Origin of the sequence: Paenibacillus sp. NPDC093718 (assembly GCF_050279985.1) — a bacterium.
Taxonomy (GTDB): Bacteria; Bacillota; Bacilli; order Paenibacillales; family Paenibacillaceae; genus Paenibacillus_AQ.
In genome coordinates this window covers 1-18,882 of record NZ_JBNNUS010000023.1, presented here as the reverse complement: position 1 = coordinate 18,882, position 18,882 = coordinate 1, and the positions used below count along the sequence as shown (strand labels likewise).

General features: G+C 40.0%; 23 protein-coding genes. 19 read left to right on the top strand and 4 right to left on the bottom strand.

Annotation, left to right across the window (positions count from 1 at the left end; all coding sequences use genetic code 11):
- The first annotated feature begins 3 nt into the window (after positions 1–3).
- The 12 genes from ACQKPA_RS32900 (at position 4) to ACQKPA_RS32845 (ending at position 9,071) form a co-directional block, all read left to right on the top strand.
- Entirely contained in the window at positions 4–432 is a 429-nt protein-coding gene (locus ACQKPA_RS32900) for a hypothetical protein (protein ID WP_427496479.1), read from the top strand.
- Positions 429–1,421, top strand: a complete 993-nt coding sequence (locus ACQKPA_RS32895) for an XkdQ/YqbQ family protein (protein ID WP_427496478.1) — start codon at positions 429–431, stop codon at positions 1,419–1,421. Before ACQKPA_RS32900 ends, ACQKPA_RS32895 begins: the two co-directional genes overlap by 4 nt.
- Complete coding sequence (locus ACQKPA_RS32890; protein WP_427496477.1) at positions 1,418–1,756, top strand: DUF2577 family protein; 339 nt, start codon at positions 1,418–1,420, stop codon at positions 1,754–1,756. Before ACQKPA_RS32895 ends, ACQKPA_RS32890 begins: the two co-directional genes overlap by 4 nt.
- Before the next feature lies 1 nt (position 1,757).
- Positions 1,758–2,192, top strand: coding sequence for a DUF2634 domain-containing protein (locus ACQKPA_RS32885; protein ID WP_427496476.1), 435 nt, complete (start codon positions 1,758–1,760; stop codon positions 2,190–2,192).
- The gene (locus ACQKPA_RS32880; protein ID WP_427496475.1) at positions 2,193–3,224 is read left to right on the top strand and encodes a baseplate J/gp47 family protein; all 1,032 of its coding nucleotides are present in this window, start codon (positions 2,193–2,195) and stop codon (positions 3,222–3,224) included.
- Between the two features lie 20 nt (positions 3,225–3,244).
- Complete coding sequence (locus tag ACQKPA_RS32875) at positions 3,245–3,628, top strand: phage tail fiber protein (RefSeq protein WP_427496474.1); 384 nt, start codon at positions 3,245–3,247, stop codon at positions 3,626–3,628.
- A gap of 20 nt (positions 3,629–3,648) precedes the next feature.
- Positions 3,649–4,377, top strand: coding sequence for a hypothetical protein (locus ACQKPA_RS32870; RefSeq protein ID WP_427496473.1), 729 nt, complete (start codon positions 3,649–3,651; stop codon positions 4,375–4,377).
- A gap of 336 nt (positions 4,378–4,713) precedes the next feature.
- The gene (locus tag ACQKPA_RS32865; RefSeq protein ID WP_427496472.1) at positions 4,714–6,204 is read left to right on the top strand and encodes a glycosyl hydrolase family 28-related protein; all 1,491 of its coding nucleotides are present in this window, start codon (positions 4,714–4,716) and stop codon (positions 6,202–6,204) included.
- Between the two features lie 62 nt (positions 6,205–6,266).
- Entirely contained in the window at positions 6,267–6,497 is a 231-nt protein-coding gene (locus tag ACQKPA_RS32860) for a hemolysin XhlA family protein (protein WP_427496471.1), read from the top strand.
- Entirely contained in the window at positions 6,497–6,748 is a 252-nt protein-coding gene (locus ACQKPA_RS32855) for a hypothetical protein (protein WP_427496470.1), read from the top strand. The genes ACQKPA_RS32860 and ACQKPA_RS32855 overlap by 1 nt, the downstream gene beginning before the upstream one ends.
- Positions 6,749–6,920: 172 nt before the next feature.
- A complete protein-coding gene (locus ACQKPA_RS32850; protein ID WP_427496469.1) occupies positions 6,921–7,700 on the top strand; it encodes an N-acetylmuramoyl-L-alanine amidase in 780 nt (259 codons plus the stop codon).
- 474 nt (positions 7,701–8,174) lie between these two features.
- The gene (locus tag ACQKPA_RS32845; RefSeq protein ID WP_427496468.1) at positions 8,175–9,071 is read left to right on the top strand and encodes a hypothetical protein; all 897 of its coding nucleotides are present in this window, start codon (positions 8,175–8,177) and stop codon (positions 9,069–9,071) included.
- 25 nt (positions 9,072–9,096) lie between these two features.
- On the opposite strand, the gene ACQKPA_RS32840 is transcribed toward ACQKPA_RS32845, so the two are convergent.
- The 3 genes from ACQKPA_RS32840 to ACQKPA_RS32830 form a co-directional block, all read right to left on the bottom strand.
- Positions 9,097–9,600 (bottom strand): hypothetical protein, encoded by a 504-nt coding sequence (locus tag ACQKPA_RS32840; protein ID WP_427496467.1) that lies wholly within the window; start codon positions 9,598–9,600, stop codon positions 9,097–9,099.
- A 238-nt stretch (positions 9,601–9,838) separates the two neighbouring features.
- Positions 9,839–9,922 carry a putative holin-like toxin gene (locus ACQKPA_RS32835; RefSeq protein WP_427496498.1) on the bottom strand — a complete coding sequence of 28 codons (84 nt, stop codon included), beginning with the start codon at positions 9,920–9,922 and terminating at the stop codon, positions 9,839–9,841.
- Positions 9,923–10,308: 386 nt separating this feature from the next.
- Complete coding sequence (locus ACQKPA_RS32830; RefSeq protein WP_427496466.1) at positions 10,309–10,521, bottom strand: helix-turn-helix domain-containing protein; 213 nt, start codon at positions 10,519–10,521, stop codon at positions 10,309–10,311.
- 162 nt (positions 10,522–10,683) lie between these two features.
- On the opposite strand from ACQKPA_RS32830, the gene ACQKPA_RS32825 reads away from it, so the two are divergent.
- The 4 genes from ACQKPA_RS32825 (at position 10,684) to ACQKPA_RS32810 (ending at position 12,855) form a co-directional block, all read left to right on the top strand.
- Positions 10,684–10,845, top strand: coding sequence for a hypothetical protein (locus ACQKPA_RS32825; RefSeq protein ID WP_427496465.1), 162 nt, complete (start codon positions 10,684–10,686; stop codon positions 10,843–10,845).
- Positions 10,846–10,997: 152 nt separating this feature from the next.
- On the top strand, positions 10,998–11,561 hold the full coding sequence (locus ACQKPA_RS32820) for an NUMOD4 domain-containing protein (protein ID WP_427496464.1): 564 nt from the start codon (positions 10,998–11,000) through the stop codon (positions 11,559–11,561).
- Positions 11,562–11,627: 66 nt separating this feature from the next.
- Positions 11,628–12,380 carry a ParA family protein gene (locus tag ACQKPA_RS32815; protein WP_427496463.1) on the top strand — a complete coding sequence of 251 codons (753 nt, stop codon included), beginning with the start codon at positions 11,628–11,630 and terminating at the stop codon, positions 12,378–12,380.
- On the top strand, positions 12,373–12,855 hold the full coding sequence (locus ACQKPA_RS32810; RefSeq protein WP_427496462.1) for a hypothetical protein: 483 nt from the start codon (positions 12,373–12,375) through the stop codon (positions 12,853–12,855). The genes ACQKPA_RS32815 and ACQKPA_RS32810 overlap by 8 nt, the downstream gene beginning before the upstream one ends.
- Positions 12,856–12,937: 82 nt before the next feature.
- Here the strand turns inward: ACQKPA_RS32810 and ACQKPA_RS32805 are convergent, their stop codons facing one another.
- Positions 12,938–13,144: a helix-turn-helix domain-containing protein gene (locus tag ACQKPA_RS32805; protein WP_427496461.1), complete on the bottom strand. Its 207-nt coding sequence runs from the start codon at positions 13,142–13,144 to the stop codon at positions 12,938–12,940.
- A 499-nt stretch (positions 13,145–13,643) separates the two neighbouring features.
- On the opposite strand from ACQKPA_RS32805, the gene ACQKPA_RS32800 reads away from it, so the two are divergent.
- The 3 genes from ACQKPA_RS32800 to ACQKPA_RS32790 form a co-directional block, all read left to right on the top strand.
- On the top strand, positions 13,644–14,186 hold the full coding sequence (locus tag ACQKPA_RS32800) for a stage V sporulation T C-terminal domain-containing protein (protein ID WP_427496460.1): 543 nt from the start codon (positions 13,644–13,646) through the stop codon (positions 14,184–14,186).
- Positions 14,187–14,419: 233 nt separating this feature from the next.
- Entirely contained in the window at positions 14,420–17,617 is a 3,198-nt protein-coding gene (locus ACQKPA_RS32795; protein ID WP_427496459.1) for a hypothetical protein, read from the top strand.
- A gap of 346 nt (positions 17,618–17,963) precedes the next feature.
- A partial coding sequence (locus ACQKPA_RS32790; protein ID WP_427496497.1) for a DEAD/DEAH box helicase family protein occupies positions 17,964–18,882 on the top strand: 919 nt, incomplete at its 3' end.

The window sequence follows — 18,882 nt, the reverse complement described above, 5'->3', positions numbered from 1 at the left end:
GATATGGATGTATTTATCACACAGAACAATCGTGCATCAGTCATTCAGCTGCCTGTTCCACCTCAGGAGTTTAACGTCTCGTTAGAACAGAACCATGGCGTGTTCAATACGATCTCCCAGGGCGACTTAAGGTTGATTGATTTCACTGGATTGAAGAAGATATCCTTTTCCAGTTTCTTTCCCTTCAGTAAAGATACCAATGCGCCATTTATCAAAAGTAAAGAATGGTTCGGTTATAGCTACACGAGTATCTTTGAACGATTGATGGAGCGTAGAATGCCGGTTCGTCTAATCATAACGGAAACACGGATCAACCTGCCAATGACCATTGATCGGTTTGAATACAAGGTGGGAAGACCTGACGGAATCGATTACACAATGGAATTGACTGAATTTAGATTTGTTAATGTGAAGGGTGTGCCTAAAATATGAGTCACACTCTTCTTCTTATTACAGATTCAAAAACGATTGATATTACGCCTATTGTCGGAAATGTAAGATGGTCGAGTCATGTGGACACATTAGGGCAATCGTTAGAATTTGAAGTCGCGTACAGTGACACAAAGTTTTTCCCTAAGAATCCTTGTGATTTAGGCCATATGGTGGTTCTGAAGAACGGTGCAAGGGAATTATACCGTGGAATCATCATTAGAGGGAATGAAAGTGGAAGGAACCCTATTTCATACGAATCCTTGGACCTTGCCGTTTATCTTAATGAGAGTACAAGCGTTTACCAATTCAAGAAAATTAACGCAAAGCAAGCAATAACGAAGGTGTTGTCCGACTTTATTATACCTATAGGCAGCATTGACTCTATGCCAACATTGATTAAGAAAATATACATTGAAGAAACACCTGCTACCATCATTACTGATATCATCGAGCAGGTTGAGAAAGATGTCGGTTATAAGTTTCGAATGGAAATGCGAGCTGGCAAGATGTACATCGTCAAAAGGAAAGACCTTGTTGTGAGTGGCACGTTTAGACTTTCCACTAACCTTCCTAAGAACAGCGTTACAGATGCTATCTCTGAGCCTACCCGTTCCCGTTCAATACAGGAAATGAGAAACAGCATCAAGATTGTGTTACAGGGTGAAAAGGACTCATATTCAATCAAGGCAACAGCGAAGAATCAAAAGCTCATCGATCAGTACGGCCTTCTGGAACACACTGAGACGATTGAGAAGACGGATGTAGCTAAGGCCAAGAATATCGCTAACAACAGACTGAAGGAACTGGGACGCATATTTGAGGATAACACCATGAGACTTATTGGTCATGACGATTTCATTGCAGGTAGACTGATTGAGATTAATGAGCCAGTTACAGGTATGCGTGGCAAGTATCTAATCAAATCCGTTACTCATGTTCTAGAAGGCGCACAGCACTATATGGACGTTTCTTTAGGGGTGGACGTATGAATGAAGATATTTTATTCCTAACTAAGCTGTTTACAGATCGTGATAACCCTAAGATCGTGACAGTTGCTGTAGGGACAGTATTGCAACCTCTTCCTGACATCCAGGTTCAATTAGGCAAGAGCATCATCCTGACAAGGGAAGACTTGATTATCTCTGCTTCATTGACTGAGGGTTACAAGGGCAAATATACCGACATATACACAACGGTTAATGGTCTGGTTGAGGTTGAAAAAGAAGTGATTGTAAAAATGGAGTTGGCTGCCGGTGATGAAGTCATCCTGATCCCAACAACAGATATGCAGACTTACTATGTAATGAATAAGGTAGGTGGTTAATGTGAGCCTTCCGCAAATATCACAAGTGGAATTTGATACGATTACCGAAGAGACTACTCTGACCAACAGAGGAAAGTCTTTTTTATTTGATTTTAAGACAGGACAATTCGTTCTGAGGAACGGGAAGATGGTAGAAGCAAATGGCCTGGAAGCGCTGAAGATATGGATTGAAAAAACTTTGCTTACGGCTAAATACAGATTCCCTATTTATAATGGCACCGAATACGGTTCAAGCGTTGACGACTTAATTGGCTCTAATCTTCCTGCTGACTTTATTCAAGAAGAAATGAAACGGGAGACATTAGAAGCCTTGTTACAGCATGAGCAAATCAATGACATTACTGACTTAGAAGTCATCCTCGAAGGATCAAAAATGGTAGTCAGTTTCACAGTTGATTCGGTTTTCGGAACTAGCCAACAGGAGGTGTTATTCTAAGTGGCAACAGAAGAAGAGTATCGCAACAGTATGCTTGCGAATATTCCAGATGACTATGACAAAACAACAGGTTCATTTATATACGATGCGTTAGCTCCTATTGCTATCGAGCTTGGGAATATGTTTCAGAAATTAGAGGAAGCAAAGGGAAAATTGGTCATAGATAACTTGTCTGGTGATGAACTGGACCAAAGGATTAAGGAGCGTACTGGTATCACTCGAAAGCAAGCTGTTAAGGCAACTGGGACAGTTATTGTCTCAGGAAACGGTACTGTATCGGTCGGAGATGTGTTCATGACTGAAGATGGTGTCCAGTTTCAAGCAACTGAAACCAAAACAGTGTCAGGTAATGCAACGATAAATATTTCGGCAGTAATGCCTGGTGTGAACGGAAATGTTCCAGCTAATCAAATCACGCTTATACCTGTGACAATCCAGGGAGTAACCTCAGTTAATAATCCAAATGCAACAGCAGGTGGAATTGAGCCTGAGACGGATGAGTCCTTGATATCTCGGTATTATCTGACGATACAGGAACAGCCTTCAACGGGCAATCCAGCGTACTTTAGGTTCTTGGCAAGAGAAGTGAACGGTATCGCTGATGCACGAGTGTTTAGAGCGTGGAATGGCCCTGGAACAGTCAAGGTAGTTCTCTTGGGTGAAGAGAAGAGATCGCCTGGAGCAACGGTTATCAATGCGGTAAACACGCTCATTAAGAGCAATGAACCTATTGATGCAAATGTGACCGTTGTCGGCGTTAGCGAAGTCATGATTAATGTCTCCGTTAGCCTTTCTCTTAGGACTGGTGCAGTAATATCGGAAGTCATCGAAGAGATTAAAGGATTGGTCAAAGATTATCTAAAAAGCCTCGCCTTTACTGACTTGGTAGTTCGTATCACCAAGATCGGTGAGGTTATTTTGAATGCCGATGGAGTCATCGACTATACCAATCTCAAGATCAATAACGGTTCAGGCAACATTGAGTTAAAGCAAGACGAAGTACCTGTTATGGGTGCAGTTGTAATTAAATAACCGAGAGGAATGAATTTATCATGAGTATGAGTAATTATTTGGAGAATAAAGTGTTAAATCACATTTTGGCAGGGACAAGCTATACGGCACCTACGAAGCTGTATGTGGCACTGTTTACTAGCAATCCAGGGGAAGACCTGACAGGGGCAGAGGTAACAGGTGGAGCATACGCACGACAAGTGGTTAGCTTTAACGTGGCAACAGCAGGCACTTCCATTAGTGAGATCGATGCACTGTTCCCAGTTGCTACAGCTACTTGGGGAACCGTTACGCATGTAGGGATTATGGATGCGGCTACTGGCGGCAATCTGCTTTTCTATAATGCTATCACAACATCTAAATCTGTTTCTGCTGAAGATCAAATTAAGATCGCCGCAGGTAGCATGACAATCTCACTCGACTAATTAGTAAAGGGTGATTGTATATGGCTATTCTTGATATTGATTGTACTTTAGCATCAAGTTCAACGGGGCAAACCCGTTTAATGCAAATGCACTCGATTCCTACATCGATTTCAACGAATACTTCTGGTTCTACTAAGCTAACAAGAACGTATACGAACGTTGCGTCCTCGATGATTGCATACGGTGAAGTAACGGCTGTTCCGACAAGATTGTTAAACACTTCTTATGACGACACATCTACATCCGATATGACAGAGGGAATAGTAAGAGTCAGTTATGTCTCTTGCAATATTTCCGTCATCTCTGAGTTAGCAGCTAAGCCAATAAGATTACGTTACTCCAAACCTGTGCTAAATGGTAAAGGTACAATCACAATCGGTGAAGTGGATAAGTTTAATACTATATCCACCAATATCACCGTTAAGACTTCGATGGAAGTCTATAGATATGACCGTGACATTTTATCATCCTTGAAAAGCTATCTTTCGTTCATCAAGGATTCTGATGTCTTCAATGCATTATTGAAATCCCAAGGAATTGAAGTTACTCGATTCTTTGCCTTGCTTGACGAATTGGAAGACAACTTCTTTATCGATTCAACCAACGTTGAGGGAATCTGCCTTTGGGAAAAAGATTTTGGAATACAAGCATCAGATAAGACTCTGAGTCAAGTCAACGTAGACAACAAGTTAAATCAAGGTTGCGCAAGCCTGAGATTCTTACAAGGGAGCGTTTCGAGCAGATACTAACGGAAACCTTCTACGGTTGTGTTGTTAAGAAATATCCTGAGAAGCATCAGATCACTACAACTATTACTGAAGTGCGTGGTGTCCCAAAAGAAATCAAGGATATGATTAATACAGCTAACATCTTGTTACCGTCACATTTGACTCATGATTTCCTCTTCACCTATTTGACGTGGAGAGAAGCAGAGTCCGTTCCTTTGAAGTGGAAGGACGTAGAGAAGTATAAGTTAGGAAAGCTTGAAACAATGTTTGTATCCGAGTTTGAAATCTAAAATATAAGATATGTGTAAGGCAGGCGGTTAATATCGTCTGCCTTTTTTATCTAGAAAGAAGGTTTACATGAGTTTAAATAAAACCGATTACTTAAAATTACACGCATGGGGCGAAGATGATTTCCTGTTGCGTGATGAAATCAATCGTAACTTCGAGCTGATCGACCAGGCATTTCGTCAGACTCCAAGTAATGTTGTTAATGTCAAAGCTTTTGGAGCTAAGGGTGACGGGATTACTCCTGACTCTGATGCTATCAATAGAGCCATTGCTTCATCTAAAGAAGGAGATATCATTTACTTCCCTTCAGGAACATTTATCCTCGACAAGACCGTGTTTTTGCTAAAAGGAAGAACTTACGAAGGCGTTGGCTTATCGACTATCTTTTATCTTAGAGATAAGGCAAATTGCCCAATGTTCAGCTTAGAGCCTACAGGTTCACTCAATAACCTGATGGTCATCAAGAATATGTATCTACAGGGAAACAAGTTTCAACAGACCGCAGGCTGGGCAGGATTTGTGTTACATGACCTTGGCTACTCTTATATGGAGAACGTAAGGGTGGAGAGTTGTTCTGGATCAGGCTTCTATTTGGAAGGCTCTGAAGGTATCTACGGTTCAACGGTTTATTTCCGTGATGTTTGGTCTTATGGTAATGACGTGTACGGATTCTATATTTCTCCAAGAAACTTGGACCTTCACTTGTACGGTGGTGATATCGGCTACAACCAATATGCAGGCGTATACCTTGGGTCTCCGAGTTCAAGCATTAACAATGCCGTCATTTGGGGAACGCGGAACGGATCAGGGGTAATTGTTCCACCTAGCGCACCAAGCGTTCAGATTTTCAATTGCCACATTGAAGGTCATGCCGGTCATGGTATTGAAGTTCATGCAAGCCATGTTCAGATTACTGGTAACAAGATTTATGACAACGCGAATATTCCTGTGCATTACGGTCTGTATGACGGTGTTTATGTAAACGGTACTGAAGACAATATTGTTGAGCATGTCGTCATTGCATCCAACATCATTTACTCGGGCTTGTATGATGGCACTGGATTCCATAGACATTCCGTAACACTCGATGCATATCACAAAAACTGTGTCGTCAAAGCTAATTCGGTTCAATATAACGACAACGGTAAGGTTGATACAAATGGTATCCTGATTTTTGGATTAAAGGCAGGAGACGAATCGGATGATGGAATATTCATCTTGTCTACTGATCGGCCTTTTAATGCGCGTCCTGAACAGATTTATTACGAAGCAGATACACGAAGAAAAATTATGTACGATGTCCATTTAGGCTGGTGTCGTATGCTGGTCCATAAAAAGGATATCAACTATGGAACCGGCTCAGTACCTGCAAATGCAAAGACGCTCACAATCAGTTTTTCTACTGTCATGCCTACTGCAAACTATTCACTTTCCTTTGCAACGAACTGGTTTACGCAGGTAAGACATATAGATAAGACAGTCAATGGATTTACGGTTGAATTTGAAACTCCGTGTCCAAATATCGGCGGTTACTTTGATTGGTCTTTATTTTTACCGTAAAACTTTGGGGAACATCCATATGGGTGTTCTCTTTCCATTTTAATTGAAAGGGTGAATGAGATTTGCCTGAGCATGATGCAAACGAAATTCTACAACGTTTAACAAGAGTTGAAACCAAGATTGACCTTATGATTAATGCTAAAGATGTTGCAACAGAAGCACTTCAAAGTACTAAATCAGCACACCAAAGACTGGACAGAATAGATAAGATTATTTTCTGGGCAGGTACAACAATTATCGGCGCTGTTGTAGCAGGAGCTATTACCTTGCTCTATAAAGTGGTGGCAGCGTAATGGATACAGCATATTTGACTAATGAAGTTTTAATGCTGGCAGCCGTAGTAACGTCTTATGTCGGAGTAATAAAGGGTTATGGAGTCAACAAGAAGCACAACCATCTGATTGCACTTTTAATCGCAGCAATATTCGTCCTCGTACCTACTAACATCAAAGAAATACTTACACTCGTATCAGTGATTGGACTAACAGCAAGTGGTGCGTATAACTTCTCTACGACTTCAAAGACGGATAAGGATAAGAAATAGTAAACAGGGTTATTTAATAGTCCTACTAATTTTGATTCATTATAATTATTTATAACAATATTATAAATTAAGTAATATGTAATACTATTATGTAACATTAATTGTATGTTGAAACAGTGAGCAGGGCTAAATCAGCCTTGCTCTTTTTTTCGCATGGAGGGGAAATATCAAAATGAGTATTAAAGTAATTTTAGATGCCGGTCATGGCAGTGATACATGGAAGCGAACTGGCGGTAAAGGTGTTAAGCACAATGGAGCCGTATTTGAGGAGCATTCCTTCAATGCGGCAGTTGTAGGCTACACCAAAGAGCTATTGGAGTGTAATGGGATTGAAGTCTTGCTTACACAGCCACTGAACGGCAATGAGGTCCCATTGGGAACAAGAACAGCCTGGGCTAACAAACAGGGTGCTAAGGCTCTGATAAGCTTCCATGCTGATGCAAACGGAAATCCTGAAGCTAAGGGTCATTGGGTGTTCTTCTGGCACACATCTGCAAACGGAAAGAGACTGGCTCAGGTATGGGACAAGCATGCGGATCAGCTGTTAGGCAATTCTTGTCGTGGCATTCAAGAGAGTAAGCCAGGGCTTTGGACTAACTTCCACATGGTCAGAGAGACATCGATGCCGTCAATCTTGGTGGAACATGCGTTTATGACGAATACAGAGGATTTGCAGAGATTGCAGTCTGACAGCTTTAGACGTAAATGTGCTGAAGTGGCAGCTAAGGCCATTTGTGAGTACTGTGGCGTTAATTATAAAGAAGGAGATACGAGTGATATGACATTTAAAGATACAAAGGGCCATTGGGCAGAACAAGCGATTGAAACGGTAGCAGAGCGTAGAATTATGGGAGGTTTCAGTGACGGGACCTTCAGACCAAACGAGCCAATGACAAGAGCGCAGATGGCGAAGGTTGTAAGTGATATCTTGAAAATTGTAGATAAGAAATAAGCCAAAATAAAAGAGAATATGAGTACTTCCCAACATCCTTGCCAATTAGCAAAGGTAGCCCGTGGGATAGTCTCATATTCTCTACACTACTAGGGAATAATTATTATAGCATAGTCAAAAGAAAATACAAAGTTCAGCTGGTTGTGGATAACATTTCATTTACGGACTTAAACGTCTATGCTATAATTTCTGTTAAGTAGTTTGCTAGATTACAGATACATATATCGATCCATTTTATCAAATAAGACTAAAAAAATACAAAAAAAATAGAAGCCACATCCCAACATCTTTACTAAGTCCAAGTTTGGCCGCTTAACTTAGAAAAGATTCACCGAGGAGAGTCTTCATATTTTTTTTCCTTGCTATATACTAGATGCATTAAGTATACCATAGTGAGAAAAAAAAGTGAAGACTCTCCTGGAATATGCATGCATCTAAATTTTGGTGTGTGGCTTCCTTAAAGGAGAATTTTTTATGTTAAGAAGAAAATCCGCGAATGCCTACTGGAATGACTTCCAGCAATACCAATCCTTCCAAACTGTATCCGAACTTGAGGATACTATCCGTTACATCTTCGATAATTTTGAACTGACCAAATCTGTTAAAGAACTCCTGAACACTCTGAAGCTCCACTCCAAAACATTCTTTGGCGTTTCCTGGCTTAAGCGCAAAGAGATCGCTGACAATTCTGGAATTTCCGAATCTGCCGTTGATAAAGCAATCAAATTCCTAAAAGACAACGGCGTGATCGATGTTATCCCTCATAATCACACTAAACGTGGCGGCAGAGCACATAACATCTATGTCATCAATCCTGTGGATAAATGGTTTCAATCTGAAGCGTCTGACGATACGAATTACGATGCGGATTACGATGCGCAACCTACTCAAAAAGAGCCTTCAAACCCTTGTCCTGTAAGGGATTTCGAGGATTCGATTTCGTTACATAAGAACTTTAATAAGAACTCTAATAAAAACCTAAATACAAAAGAACTTATCGATAATGATAGTATCGACAATTCTGAAACTATTTATTCAAGTTCGGATGAAAAAAATAAAGAATCCGATCCTCTTCAATATGTCGCCAAATGGTTTGTGGAGATAGTAGGGCCTTATTACACCAATTCACCTGATGCTGTACTACAACTTTGGAAATCAACCTGTGTAGCCGCTAAACGTTCCTGTGACGGTATACATAACGCTTCTCATGATAAGGTTAGGTCTGTCTGGAAGAAAGTCGTCAATCTTTACAAGCGTGGTAAATTGAAAAATAACACTGATGACGGGATACGTGGCTACTTTCACCGTTCTCTTCAGGATGAGCTGCTTAACGATTATTTGAGACAGTTATTTTGTCCGCAGGCTGGGTAAATAAAAAAGCCGCGATTTACGCGACTTAATCATGCTCTTCCAGATATTCGATATGATCGTCCCAGGCTTGTGATTCGGCATCGTACCTGTCCGTTCTAGGGGAGTAGTAGGCATCTTCAGGATCGTAATGCTGAATCCCTACATTGCTTTCTTCTGTGTCGTATTCATACACTGGTATTGCTTTGAGATCGTTGATTGCAGCCATATCACGCGCAATGGAAAGCAGTAGGTCGATGAAGATGTCATATCCATTTTCAACGTCCAAGTACCTAATAGTCTCATGGGCTTTTGACATGTACGCATCGTAGATCAGGCCGTTGAACTCGTCTGCTTTTTCATCCTCATAATGTTTTATTCCAGAGTGCTGACCATAAACACTGGATAGACAATTATGAGCTTTCTTATCGAGTATGAGTTGAATGAACTCATCCTTGCCATAACTTCTTTTGCCTTCATTCTTTGCGCTGATCGCAAGTTCAATCATTCGCAGGATGAGGGACAGTGAGATTAGATTCAATTTCGTTGACACACAATCTCTCCCTTTTCTTATGGCATTCAACTTGTACACTGTTGACGCAAAAACTCAGGTAACTTATACTAGGTAAAAGTAAAACTTTAACGATGTATAAGTTTGATTCATTTTGTTTATTAATAATAAGAGCAAGGATGCGTCAACATCCTCACTCTTATAATACAGCTGCCGTCTAATGGCGGTTAAAGCTTATAAGGTTTTGCCAAGAAATAGACCTACCTTTGGACGGGGCGGTCTATTTTTTTTTGATGTACGTGAGCAAACTCAGAATGAACATGCCGAACATGAACATCAAAGAAAATGCTTCAAATACCTTCATGGCATCACCTCCCTTCAGGGAGATTAGCCGACCGCCACGCAAGCTATTATGCTGTATTAACGTCTATTATACACGGACACCTGCCTATCTCCAATAGCTAATCACCCTTAGTCGATCTAATAAAAAAAAGTAAGCCCACCCAACCGCCCTGAGAAGTTGTTAGGTGAGCTTACTTTTTGACAACATACTTAGCATGACCGTCCCAACGGTCTATGCGTATCATCTGCCCTGGAGTCCTTTTAGAGTGTCCTTGTATTTATCCATCAAGGCCAAAGCTCTGTCTAATACTTCAGGTCTGATCCTATCAAATTTCTTCGGTTTCAAGGTTATCACGCCTTTGCTTAGAGTTATATCACATTATAACACACAGAGACAATAATAATACCTCAATTACCGCCTTCTACAAACTCAACTACATCCTCAATACGGCAGTCAAGGTACTCGCAGATTCGAGCAATCACAGACAATGAAACAAACTCACGATTAGACATTTTAGCTAGTGTAGTTCCTGAGATGCCTGCTTCATCTCTTAGGTGTTTACGAAGCTTATCTTGCTTAACTAGTGTTATGTCTAGGGGCTTATACGAAGGCACTAACATCTCAAAACTCCTTCCTTTGCGTTCATGGATTTATTATACACTAACCCGTAATTTACATAGTTGACGCTTATGATGTGATGGTGTATTATAAGTCCATAAAGTTGGACTTTAAGTTATAAAAACGATACTTTAAATCCATTTTATCCAAAGGAGATGAATCGTATGCATCATCACAAAAAAGGTCTGATTGATCGTATTGATTTTGCTGAGAGAATGGTGGCTAAGCCTAGTCTAAACAAATACCGCAGTCAACGGTTATCAACGTATATAGCAGCTGTAATCGGTACTGTTAAGGTAGAAGAAGTAAGTGTCCATAACATGTAATACTAATATGTACTATGTTTACGTGTACAATTAAGTTAAACTGTTGTGTATTTATGCTAACGAGTAATAAAAAGTGATTAAAAAGTGTTTGACAAAATAAATGTTGTATGATTGAATAGAACTACATTTAATATTCCGAAAGGAGTAAAAGTGTGACTGAACAATGGAAAGCAATCACAGGTTTCGAGGGATTATATGAGGTAAGTAACTTCGGAAATGTGAGAAGTATCGACAGGACAACCCATCATTCAGATGGAAAGGTGACCAAGAACAAAGGAAGAGTGCTAAAGTTGGGTACGGATAAAAAAGGTTACCGTGCTGTTTATATGACAAAAAACAGCAAGAAAAAGACAGCCAAGGTACATAGATTGGTGGCTGATGCATTCGTCCCAAACCCAAACCGATTGCCATTGGTAAATCACAAAGATGAAAATAAAGCTAACAATCACTTTGAAAACTTAGAGTGGTGTGATAACCGATACAATGTCGTTTATGGTACAGGGATTAAAAGAGGTCTTGAAACAGCCACCAGAAAGAAAAATAAGACCAGAAGAAGGGCTGTAGTCGGCATTCATATAGACACAGGTGAACGATTAGTGTTTTCCTCTACTATGGATGCGCAAAGAGAAGGTGGCTTTAACGCTTCGCAAATTATCAGATGTTGTGGTGGACATAATTTCTCTCACAGGGGATATGTTTGGGCATACATCAATTAAAAATAACTTATAGAAGGGAAGAACCTGACATGGCAAAAATTTATGCAGTATCCATGAATAAGGGTGGTGTTAGGCAAAACAGCACTGGTTACAAACATTGCTTGTGTGTTTGCTGAGATGGGGAAGAGAACGCTGATTGTTGATACAGATGGGCAAGGTAATGCTTCTATGACGTTTGGGCTTAACCCTGACAACATCAAGGATACTGTTTACGATTTAATGGTTGGTCAGAAGACAGCAGAGGATTTGATTGTTAAGCTAGGCAAGAATCTCGATCTCATACCAGCCAATCATGACTTGAACTTTTTAGACTTTGACGTTATTGGGAATATTAAAAAGTATCCTGAACCATTCACGCTGCTGAAGCAAGGCTTAGAGTCGATCAAGGACAGCTATGACTACATAATCATTGATACACCACCGGCACTCTCTCTGATGGCTGGTAACGTCCTAGTGAGCGCTGACCGTGTGCTGATCCCGTTCCTTCCTGAAGTTTACGGTGTCAAAGGATTGATACGGATCGTCAAGACATTAGGAGAGTTCAAAGAGTCACATAATCCTAGCCTATCCATAGCTGGTGTAATAGGCATGATGGTTGAAAGAAACACCATTCTGCACTCCGATATTATTACACAAGCCAGACAGTACTGTGTGAAGAACGACATCGCTTTCTTTGATACCGTAATACCGAATAGTATCCGTTATCCTTCCGTAACCTATTATGAGAAAAAACCTGCCGTTTGGTCTAAAGATGCAAAGGCAAAGAAGATAGCAGAATTTTATTACGAACTTGCCAAGGAGGTTATTGAACATGGCTAGACAGGATAATAAACTTACGAATGCGTTTGAAGATTTCAACATCAATGACACTAATACTGAAGCTGATCCGAAACAAGAAGATGGAATATACCGAGATACACCTGAAGATGTTGATGGAAACCCTTTAGTATCCGATAACATGGATAACGATCATGTTTCAGGTCAACAAAGCAGTAATAATAGTAGTATTACATATCATGAAACAAGTAATAGTAACACTGGTGATGAATCAGAAGAAGAAGATGAGTATGAAACACTGGAAAGTTTAACTAAAAAGATTCAGGATGCTTTAGCTGGAAGAGAGAATCGTTTAACTATGGAGGATACACACGAAAGAACAACATTCCTCTTTGATAAGAAGTTAAAGAAACGACTCAATAAGCTAGCTCACAACAAACGCGGATTTAAAACACATTTCATCAATAATGCAATCAGTCTTCTGCTAGATCAGTTCGAAAACCAGAATAAGAAGTGATGGGTAGCTCAATAGAAAAAGAACCTTGCTCTCAGGTCATAGAGAGGAGGTTCTTCTTCAACTTACTTTAAATGTGTGTCAATCATAATTCAAAAACTATTAATTGGTCTACTTCTTTAATTTCTAACTTCTCTGCAATTATTTCTAAATGTTCTCTGTTAATGGTACTACGTCTGTTATTGCAAATCTCACTAATCGTTCCAAGCCTAATTCCTGTAATTTCAGCTAAATCCTTTTGTTTTAAACCTCTTTCATCTAATACATCCTGTAATCTAATATAAAGTTTCATTGGCTACCTCCTTGGACATATATATAGTAACATAAATTATTAAATTCCGCAATTACGCAACTATGTAATTCTGTGTATAAAACTTGAATAAATCGTGCATACAGCATGCGTCCTGTGGATAACTAATTTCCCAACAATGATAAAATAGCTCAACCATGCGGTTTCTCGGGATTTGTGGATATGTCTAAAATATATGTTTTGTGCAACAGTCTAGTGAAAATTGATAGTTTTGGCCTATTTTTGATTGGCGAGAACTTTTTTGTGTTATATTGGAATTAAGACAATTTAAAACTTATCCAAAGCGAAGAAACCACCGAAAAGGCGACCAACCTATTTCACGGTGGTTTTTTTGTGTTCCGGTTGTAGCTTCCGCGAACTGTAATACGAATGTAAAAATAAAAAGTTTCAAAAATACGAAATTTCGGAATTGCGTAAAGTCGAATCCTGTGATATTATGAAATTGCAAGTGAGAAGAAATCACATTTGGGAGGAATTTAAAATGGCAAAGAAAGCAACTGGTATTATTCGTAGAATTGATGAGTTGGGACGTATCGTTATTCCGAAAGAGATTCGCAGAACACTGAAGATGCGTGAAGGGGAACCTTTGGAAATCTTTGTGGATCATAATGGGGAAGTTGTCTTCAAGAAGTATTCGCCAGTCGGGGAACTTAGTGAGTTTGCAGAATCGTATGCAGAGTCATTAAGGAAGTCTACAGGTCACGTTACACTGATCTCGGACCTCGATGAAATTGTCGCTTCGGCTGGTAGCAAGTCTCATCTTCGAAAAGACATCGGTGAAGCAATCGAAAACTGCATGTTGATGCGGAAGTCCATTCTGGAAACAAACCTGTTCAAAAGGGAGATTGCAAAGGGGATCGAGCAGGCAGCGTCTTACACGTCTGCGCCTATTATTACGGATCAGGGGGATTTGGTTGGAGCTGTTACATTATTCTCTGAGGACAAAGATATGAAGCTAGGGGCAGCAGAGAGAAAGCTTGTGGAGGTCGCCGCAAACTTTCTCGCAACACAAATGGCTAACTAATTAATATCTGAACACATTGCATGGCTTAATCGCGTGGTGGTGGTCGAGTCATGCAATGTAATTTCTTCATATCAATAATCTGGTAACAGAGGAATCAATGAGCATCTATTTAACAAGATTATCCTGTGATATGTTGAAATTACCTTAAAAGCTTTTTTAATTATAAGCTGCAATTTATCTAAATGCAAGTATTTGGAATACCAATTTATGCAAAGTGATTCGGGGGTTTTTTAGTGAAGCAAAAGCAAATCGAAATCTATAGTTTTGGAAGAAGTGACATTCAAGACGATGTAATTTCGTCTGAAGACTTGAGTAGTAACAAGGTAACCCTTTCAGACAACTTTCTGTTGTTTGCATGGGAGAAATACACAGGCAGGCCGTTAGAAGATGGGCAACTTGTCGAAGAAATCATAAAGGTAATGTTGTCTACTAATGAAGAGATGGCAAAGCATGTATGGGATACGGGATTGATATTTAATAACGTTAAGTACTTTGCATGGTTTGCAACTGCTGGTGGCATGAAGAAAGAAAACAATGGTATTTGTGAGACTATCTTCATTAGAGAAGACGTGAGAGCATTCGCTTATGAGTTTGAGGATTTGATAAGCCTAGGCAAGTTTTCCGAGATTGAGGAGAGACAAAATGAAATCTGTATCAACAAAGATGTGCTGAGCAGGATTTCATTAGCCGTAAGCAGCTGTCACATCGCAGGAGAGATGCCGAACTTCATTGTATTACCTCAGCCTAAGTTTCCAATCAAAAAGGACTACAAGACCGTTGAGAAGGTCACAGACGATGAAGGTAACGTTGACTATAACCTGATTGATTACCACTTCGATAAAGACATTGAAGTATTCGATGGTGGAGCTATTGCAACGCCGAATGTGTTCAAGCAGATCGAGGAGGAACTGGGAGTCGATTATCCAGTTGAATTTGCAATCATCAGAGGTTATGGCCTAGGGATCAAGGGGATGATTACGAAGTTTGACATCATTGGATATCTCGATACGGTTTACGATGGCGACACTGAGTATTGCCGCAAGTCAGATGGAACGTACCAGATGCTTGATATGTGGGGGGATTGGCAGGAAGTCACTCCAAATACAATGTTGCTCAATAAAAGCATGGTGAAGCTTGCAAAGTATCATGATGGTATGGATTTATACAAGGCCGCATTAGGCAGCGTATCACCGAAATACAAAGACATCATTGGAAAGCTTTACGTGACCAAGGTCAATAAAAGGGATTCTGACATTGAAGAATACCGCAGAACCAATTATCAATTGGTAAACGCTCTGGCACTCAGCAGAAATGATTACCTGGAGCTTATAAGCCCAGACGTTAAATCTTATCGTAGAATCCTGAAGCCATTCATCAAGGCCAAAGAGAAAGATCAGGACGAGTGGATGATTAACATCGATTCAATTCGATTGTTCTTCAAGAATGTTGCGAATAACGATGAGGAGTCTGAAGCATTTCAGGATGAAATATCCCGAGTCACCAATAATGTAGTGACAAAGTGTGAAGAGCTGCTGAATGTCTCCGAGGACTTCATTAAGCTCAAATTCGTTAAGAATAACCTGGCTAAGCTGATTGAGAAGAAGTGTAGAGACATCGCTAGCGGTAAATTCACTGTCAAAGCGAAGTACCAGTATATCGCAGTCTGCCCAATCTCATATATGAACTTTGCAATGCATCGGGATCAGGGAAGTGACGGATTGAATACAGGCGAGTTTTATAGTGGTGACTGTGCTAATGGAGATATCAGAACAATCAGCAGAAATCCGTTATGTGCCTACAGTGAGGTCCACAATGTATCCTTTGTCCGAAGTGAACGCCTTGATAAATGGTATAGCTCATGTCGTGAATTAATTTACTTCAATCAGAAGTCAGACATCCTGGCTCTAATGTCGGGTGCCGATGCTGATGGAGATGCGTGTACTGTGATCGACAATGAAATCATCAGAAATGCCGTAGTCATTCCCCAGGACGGCAAATACTTCATTAATGTTGATGACGGTGAAGTCAAGATGATGCAATGTAACGCCGAGAATCGTTTCTACGCCACTTATAAAGCAAGTGGTAACCTCATAGGGAAAATCAGTTTGAAGGCAGCTAGCATCAATTCTGACAGTCAGAGAGTGCCAGATTATTATGACCTACAGAGTGAGCAGTTTCTTTTCTATCGTGATATCGATGCTGAAGATAAAAAGGCCTATATCCAAGATAAATTAGAGTCTGGTGAATGGCTGACAATGAATCAAGCTAGCAAATATCACAAAGAGTATATACGCCAACGCTTTTATGAGAACGAAAAAGACATATACACGGTTCTCTACAATGCAATGGTTTCAATCGATGCACCAAAAACCCTTTACTTTCCGAGCAGTGAAGATATGAAGGTCGTTAATAGAAAGTACGGACGGAAAGCGCATTTCCTTCAATACAAAGAGAGCAAGGGAAACGTTGTCCCAAGTCATTATGAGTACACGTATGGCCTGCTGGATGTCTTCTCGAAGCAAATTCAAACGCATCTGCTGGATGAAATCGAAAAGGCTTCATTGTCATTCGATGACAGAGTGCCGTTGATCCAAGAGAAAATGATTAATGGTGACTACTCTGTTGAGGATTACATCTCCTGTTTCGATGACATTACAAGGCTGTATGAGAGCTACACAGGAAGACGTAAGGACGCTAACAATCAGTACCTAAGTAAATACCGGAAATTGTCCAATGAGCGAGAAGAAGAGCTTAGAAATGGGCGATGGAGCGACTTCGAAGAGAGATTGCATACGGATTCAATTAATGAGATTAAACAAGAGAAGCTTGAGAGGTACAGAGAGATCGATGCGGCTAATATCATGGTAGCTAATGAGATCGTGTTCAAATATGACCTAGCCACAATTGCTAATGCGATCGGCAATCTTGAGAACTGCACAGAGGACTTCATTATCAATCTCTTCTATCCTGTCTTCGAGTATCTAAACGACAAGCTAAAGAGTAATCGATGCGTATACCTTAAGGACTCTGAAGGTGAAATTTCATTCTTAGGAGAGAGGTACAAGAAAGTCCTGGTTGATCCGATTGATAATCAAAACATCGTGCGTAACATTCATCTGGAAGATAAGAAGCGACTCAAGGTTATCAGCGTTAAAAGTCCTATCAGGGCTAAGGTGTTGAATGAGGATGTTATTGATTTTATCGAAACGGGATTGAGTACCAAGGGTTATCTTACTTTTGATATCGAGATCGTTGGTGGCAAGGTTGTTTTATGTAATGATGGCGAACATGTCCTTCAGGTATTTGATGATTGGACTCAGATTAAACAATACAATTTATTGATGTGTCGTAGCGTTAAGGTTGAAATGTTGGTTGACATTGCTCTTAGTCGGAAAAGTATTAAGTTGACTGTCACCGGCATTGATATTTGATCCTGTAGGGCTTCCAGCCCTACTTTGATGGAAGTCTTGAGAAGCTTTGCCTTCTCCGATTTTTTCAATATTGGGGAGTCGGTTAGATTGTGGCTCCCCTATTAATAACATTAATACTTAATGACATTAATCAATTTCGGAGGTTAGTAATGAGAAGGTATTTCTACTGTTATGACGGATTGATGATGCGCAAATTGCAAGATAAAGGTATTCGCTATATCACTAGAGCTTTGACCATAGATAAGCTTCAAAAATTCTGGTTGTACGAAATCACACCTGAATTTCAAGAAGCGATTGACGAGATACATGCAAGAAATAAGCTACTAAGGAAGTGAGTCATTTGCTAGTGAGCCAAGAAACAAAGAAGGTTTGGGTGTCGGACGTAATTGGAGACACCTATAAGGAATGGAAACCTGGCGATTTCGTATGCATTGATGCTGGAACTGGTACAGGTAAATCCCATTTCGTTCGTAATGAGCTGTATGACGCTTGTAATGCCGGTCAGAGGATATTATTTATATCTAACCGTAACAAGCTGAAGGAACAGATCAGGCATGCAATCAAAGGTAAGGAAGATACGATAACGATTATTAATTATCAAGCAATCGAGAGTAAGATGATTCGTGGAGAGAAGCTTGACTTTGACATGTTTGATTATGTTGTATGTGACGAGTGTCATTATTTCTTGACGGACGCAAGCTACAATAAGAACAATGATTTGTCTCTAAGCGCGGTCCTTGAGATTAAAAACAGTGTCGTTATGTTCATGACGGCAACGGGAAAGAGTTTCTTTAAGTTCATTAACGATGAGTATAAAGCAAAACGTAAGATACACACTTATCGTATTCCAAGAGACTATTCAAGGATTAAGCAGTTGTTTTTCTTTGAAGAAGATGATTCGTTGGAGCAGTTTATTGCCAAAGAAGTTAAGGATAATGAAAAGGTTTTGTATTTTTGCAACAATGTGAAGAAGCTGTATGAGCTGAGCAGGAAATACAATGATTCATTGTTCATCTTCAGTGATCCGTTCGAGGAAGGTAAAAACGGAAATTATGTAAAAAAGAAGACTGCTAAAGCTGGAAATAACGATAAGTATGCCAAGTATCTGGATCGAGAAGCAATTCAGGAAGTCATTGAAACAAAGGCTTTGAATCGTAAGTTCACATTTACAACTACAACGCTTGATAATGGTGTTGATTTGTACGGTAAGGACTTGAAATGGATCGTCATTGATGACATTAGAGACTTCGATACAATGATTCAAT

Bases quoted from the DNA above. Each gene is read 5' to 3' on its own strand.
- ACQKPA_RS32865 (WP_427496472.1), top strand. From the start codon at position 4,714: ATGAGTTTAAATAAAACCGATTACTTAAAATTACACGCATGGGGCGAA.
- ACQKPA_RS32845 (WP_427496468.1), top strand. From the start codon at position 8,175: ATGTTAAGAAGAAAATCCGCGAATGCCTACTGGAATGACTTCCAGCAA.
- ACQKPA_RS32855 (WP_427496470.1), top strand. From the start codon at position 6,497: ATGGATACAGCATATTTGACTAATGAAGTTTTAATGCTGGCAGCCGTA.
- ACQKPA_RS32895 (WP_427496478.1), top strand. From the start codon at position 429: ATGAGTCACACTCTTCTTCTTATTACAGATTCAAAAACGATTGATATT.
- ACQKPA_RS32800 (WP_427496460.1), top strand. From the start codon at position 13,644: ATGGCAAAGAAAGCAACTGGTATTATTCGTAGAATTGATGAGTTGGGA.
- ACQKPA_RS32830 (WP_427496466.1), bottom strand. From the start codon at position 10,521: ATGTTAGTGCCTTCGTATAAGCCCCTAGACATAACACTAGTTAAGCAA.
- ACQKPA_RS32875 (WP_427496474.1), top strand. From the start codon at position 3,245: ATGAGTATGAGTAATTATTTGGAGAATAAAGTGTTAAATCACATTTTG.
- ACQKPA_RS32900 (WP_427496479.1), top strand. From the start codon at position 4: ATGGATGTATTTATCACACAGAACAATCGTGCATCAGTCATTCAGCTG.
- ACQKPA_RS32825 (WP_427496465.1), top strand. From the start codon at position 10,684: ATGCATCATCACAAAAAAGGTCTGATTGATCGTATTGATTTTGCTGAG.
- ACQKPA_RS32810 (WP_427496462.1), top strand. From the start codon at position 12,373: ATGGCTAGACAGGATAATAAACTTACGAATGCGTTTGAAGATTTCAAC.
- ACQKPA_RS32870 (WP_427496473.1), top strand. From the start codon at position 3,649: ATGGCTATTCTTGATATTGATTGTACTTTAGCATCAAGTTCAACGGGG.
- ACQKPA_RS32890 (WP_427496477.1), top strand. From the start codon at position 1,418: ATGAATGAAGATATTTTATTCCTAACTAAGCTGTTTACAGATCGTGAT.
- ACQKPA_RS32835 (WP_427496498.1), bottom strand. From the start codon at position 9,922: ATGAAGGTATTTGAAGCATTTTCTTTGATGTTCATGTTCGGCATGTTC.
- ACQKPA_RS32850 (WP_427496469.1), top strand. From the start codon at position 6,921: ATGAGTATTAAAGTAATTTTAGATGCCGGTCATGGCAGTGATACATGG.
- ACQKPA_RS32805 (WP_427496461.1), bottom strand. From the start codon at position 13,144: ATGAAACTTTATATTAGATTACAGGATGTATTAGATGAAAGAGGTTTA.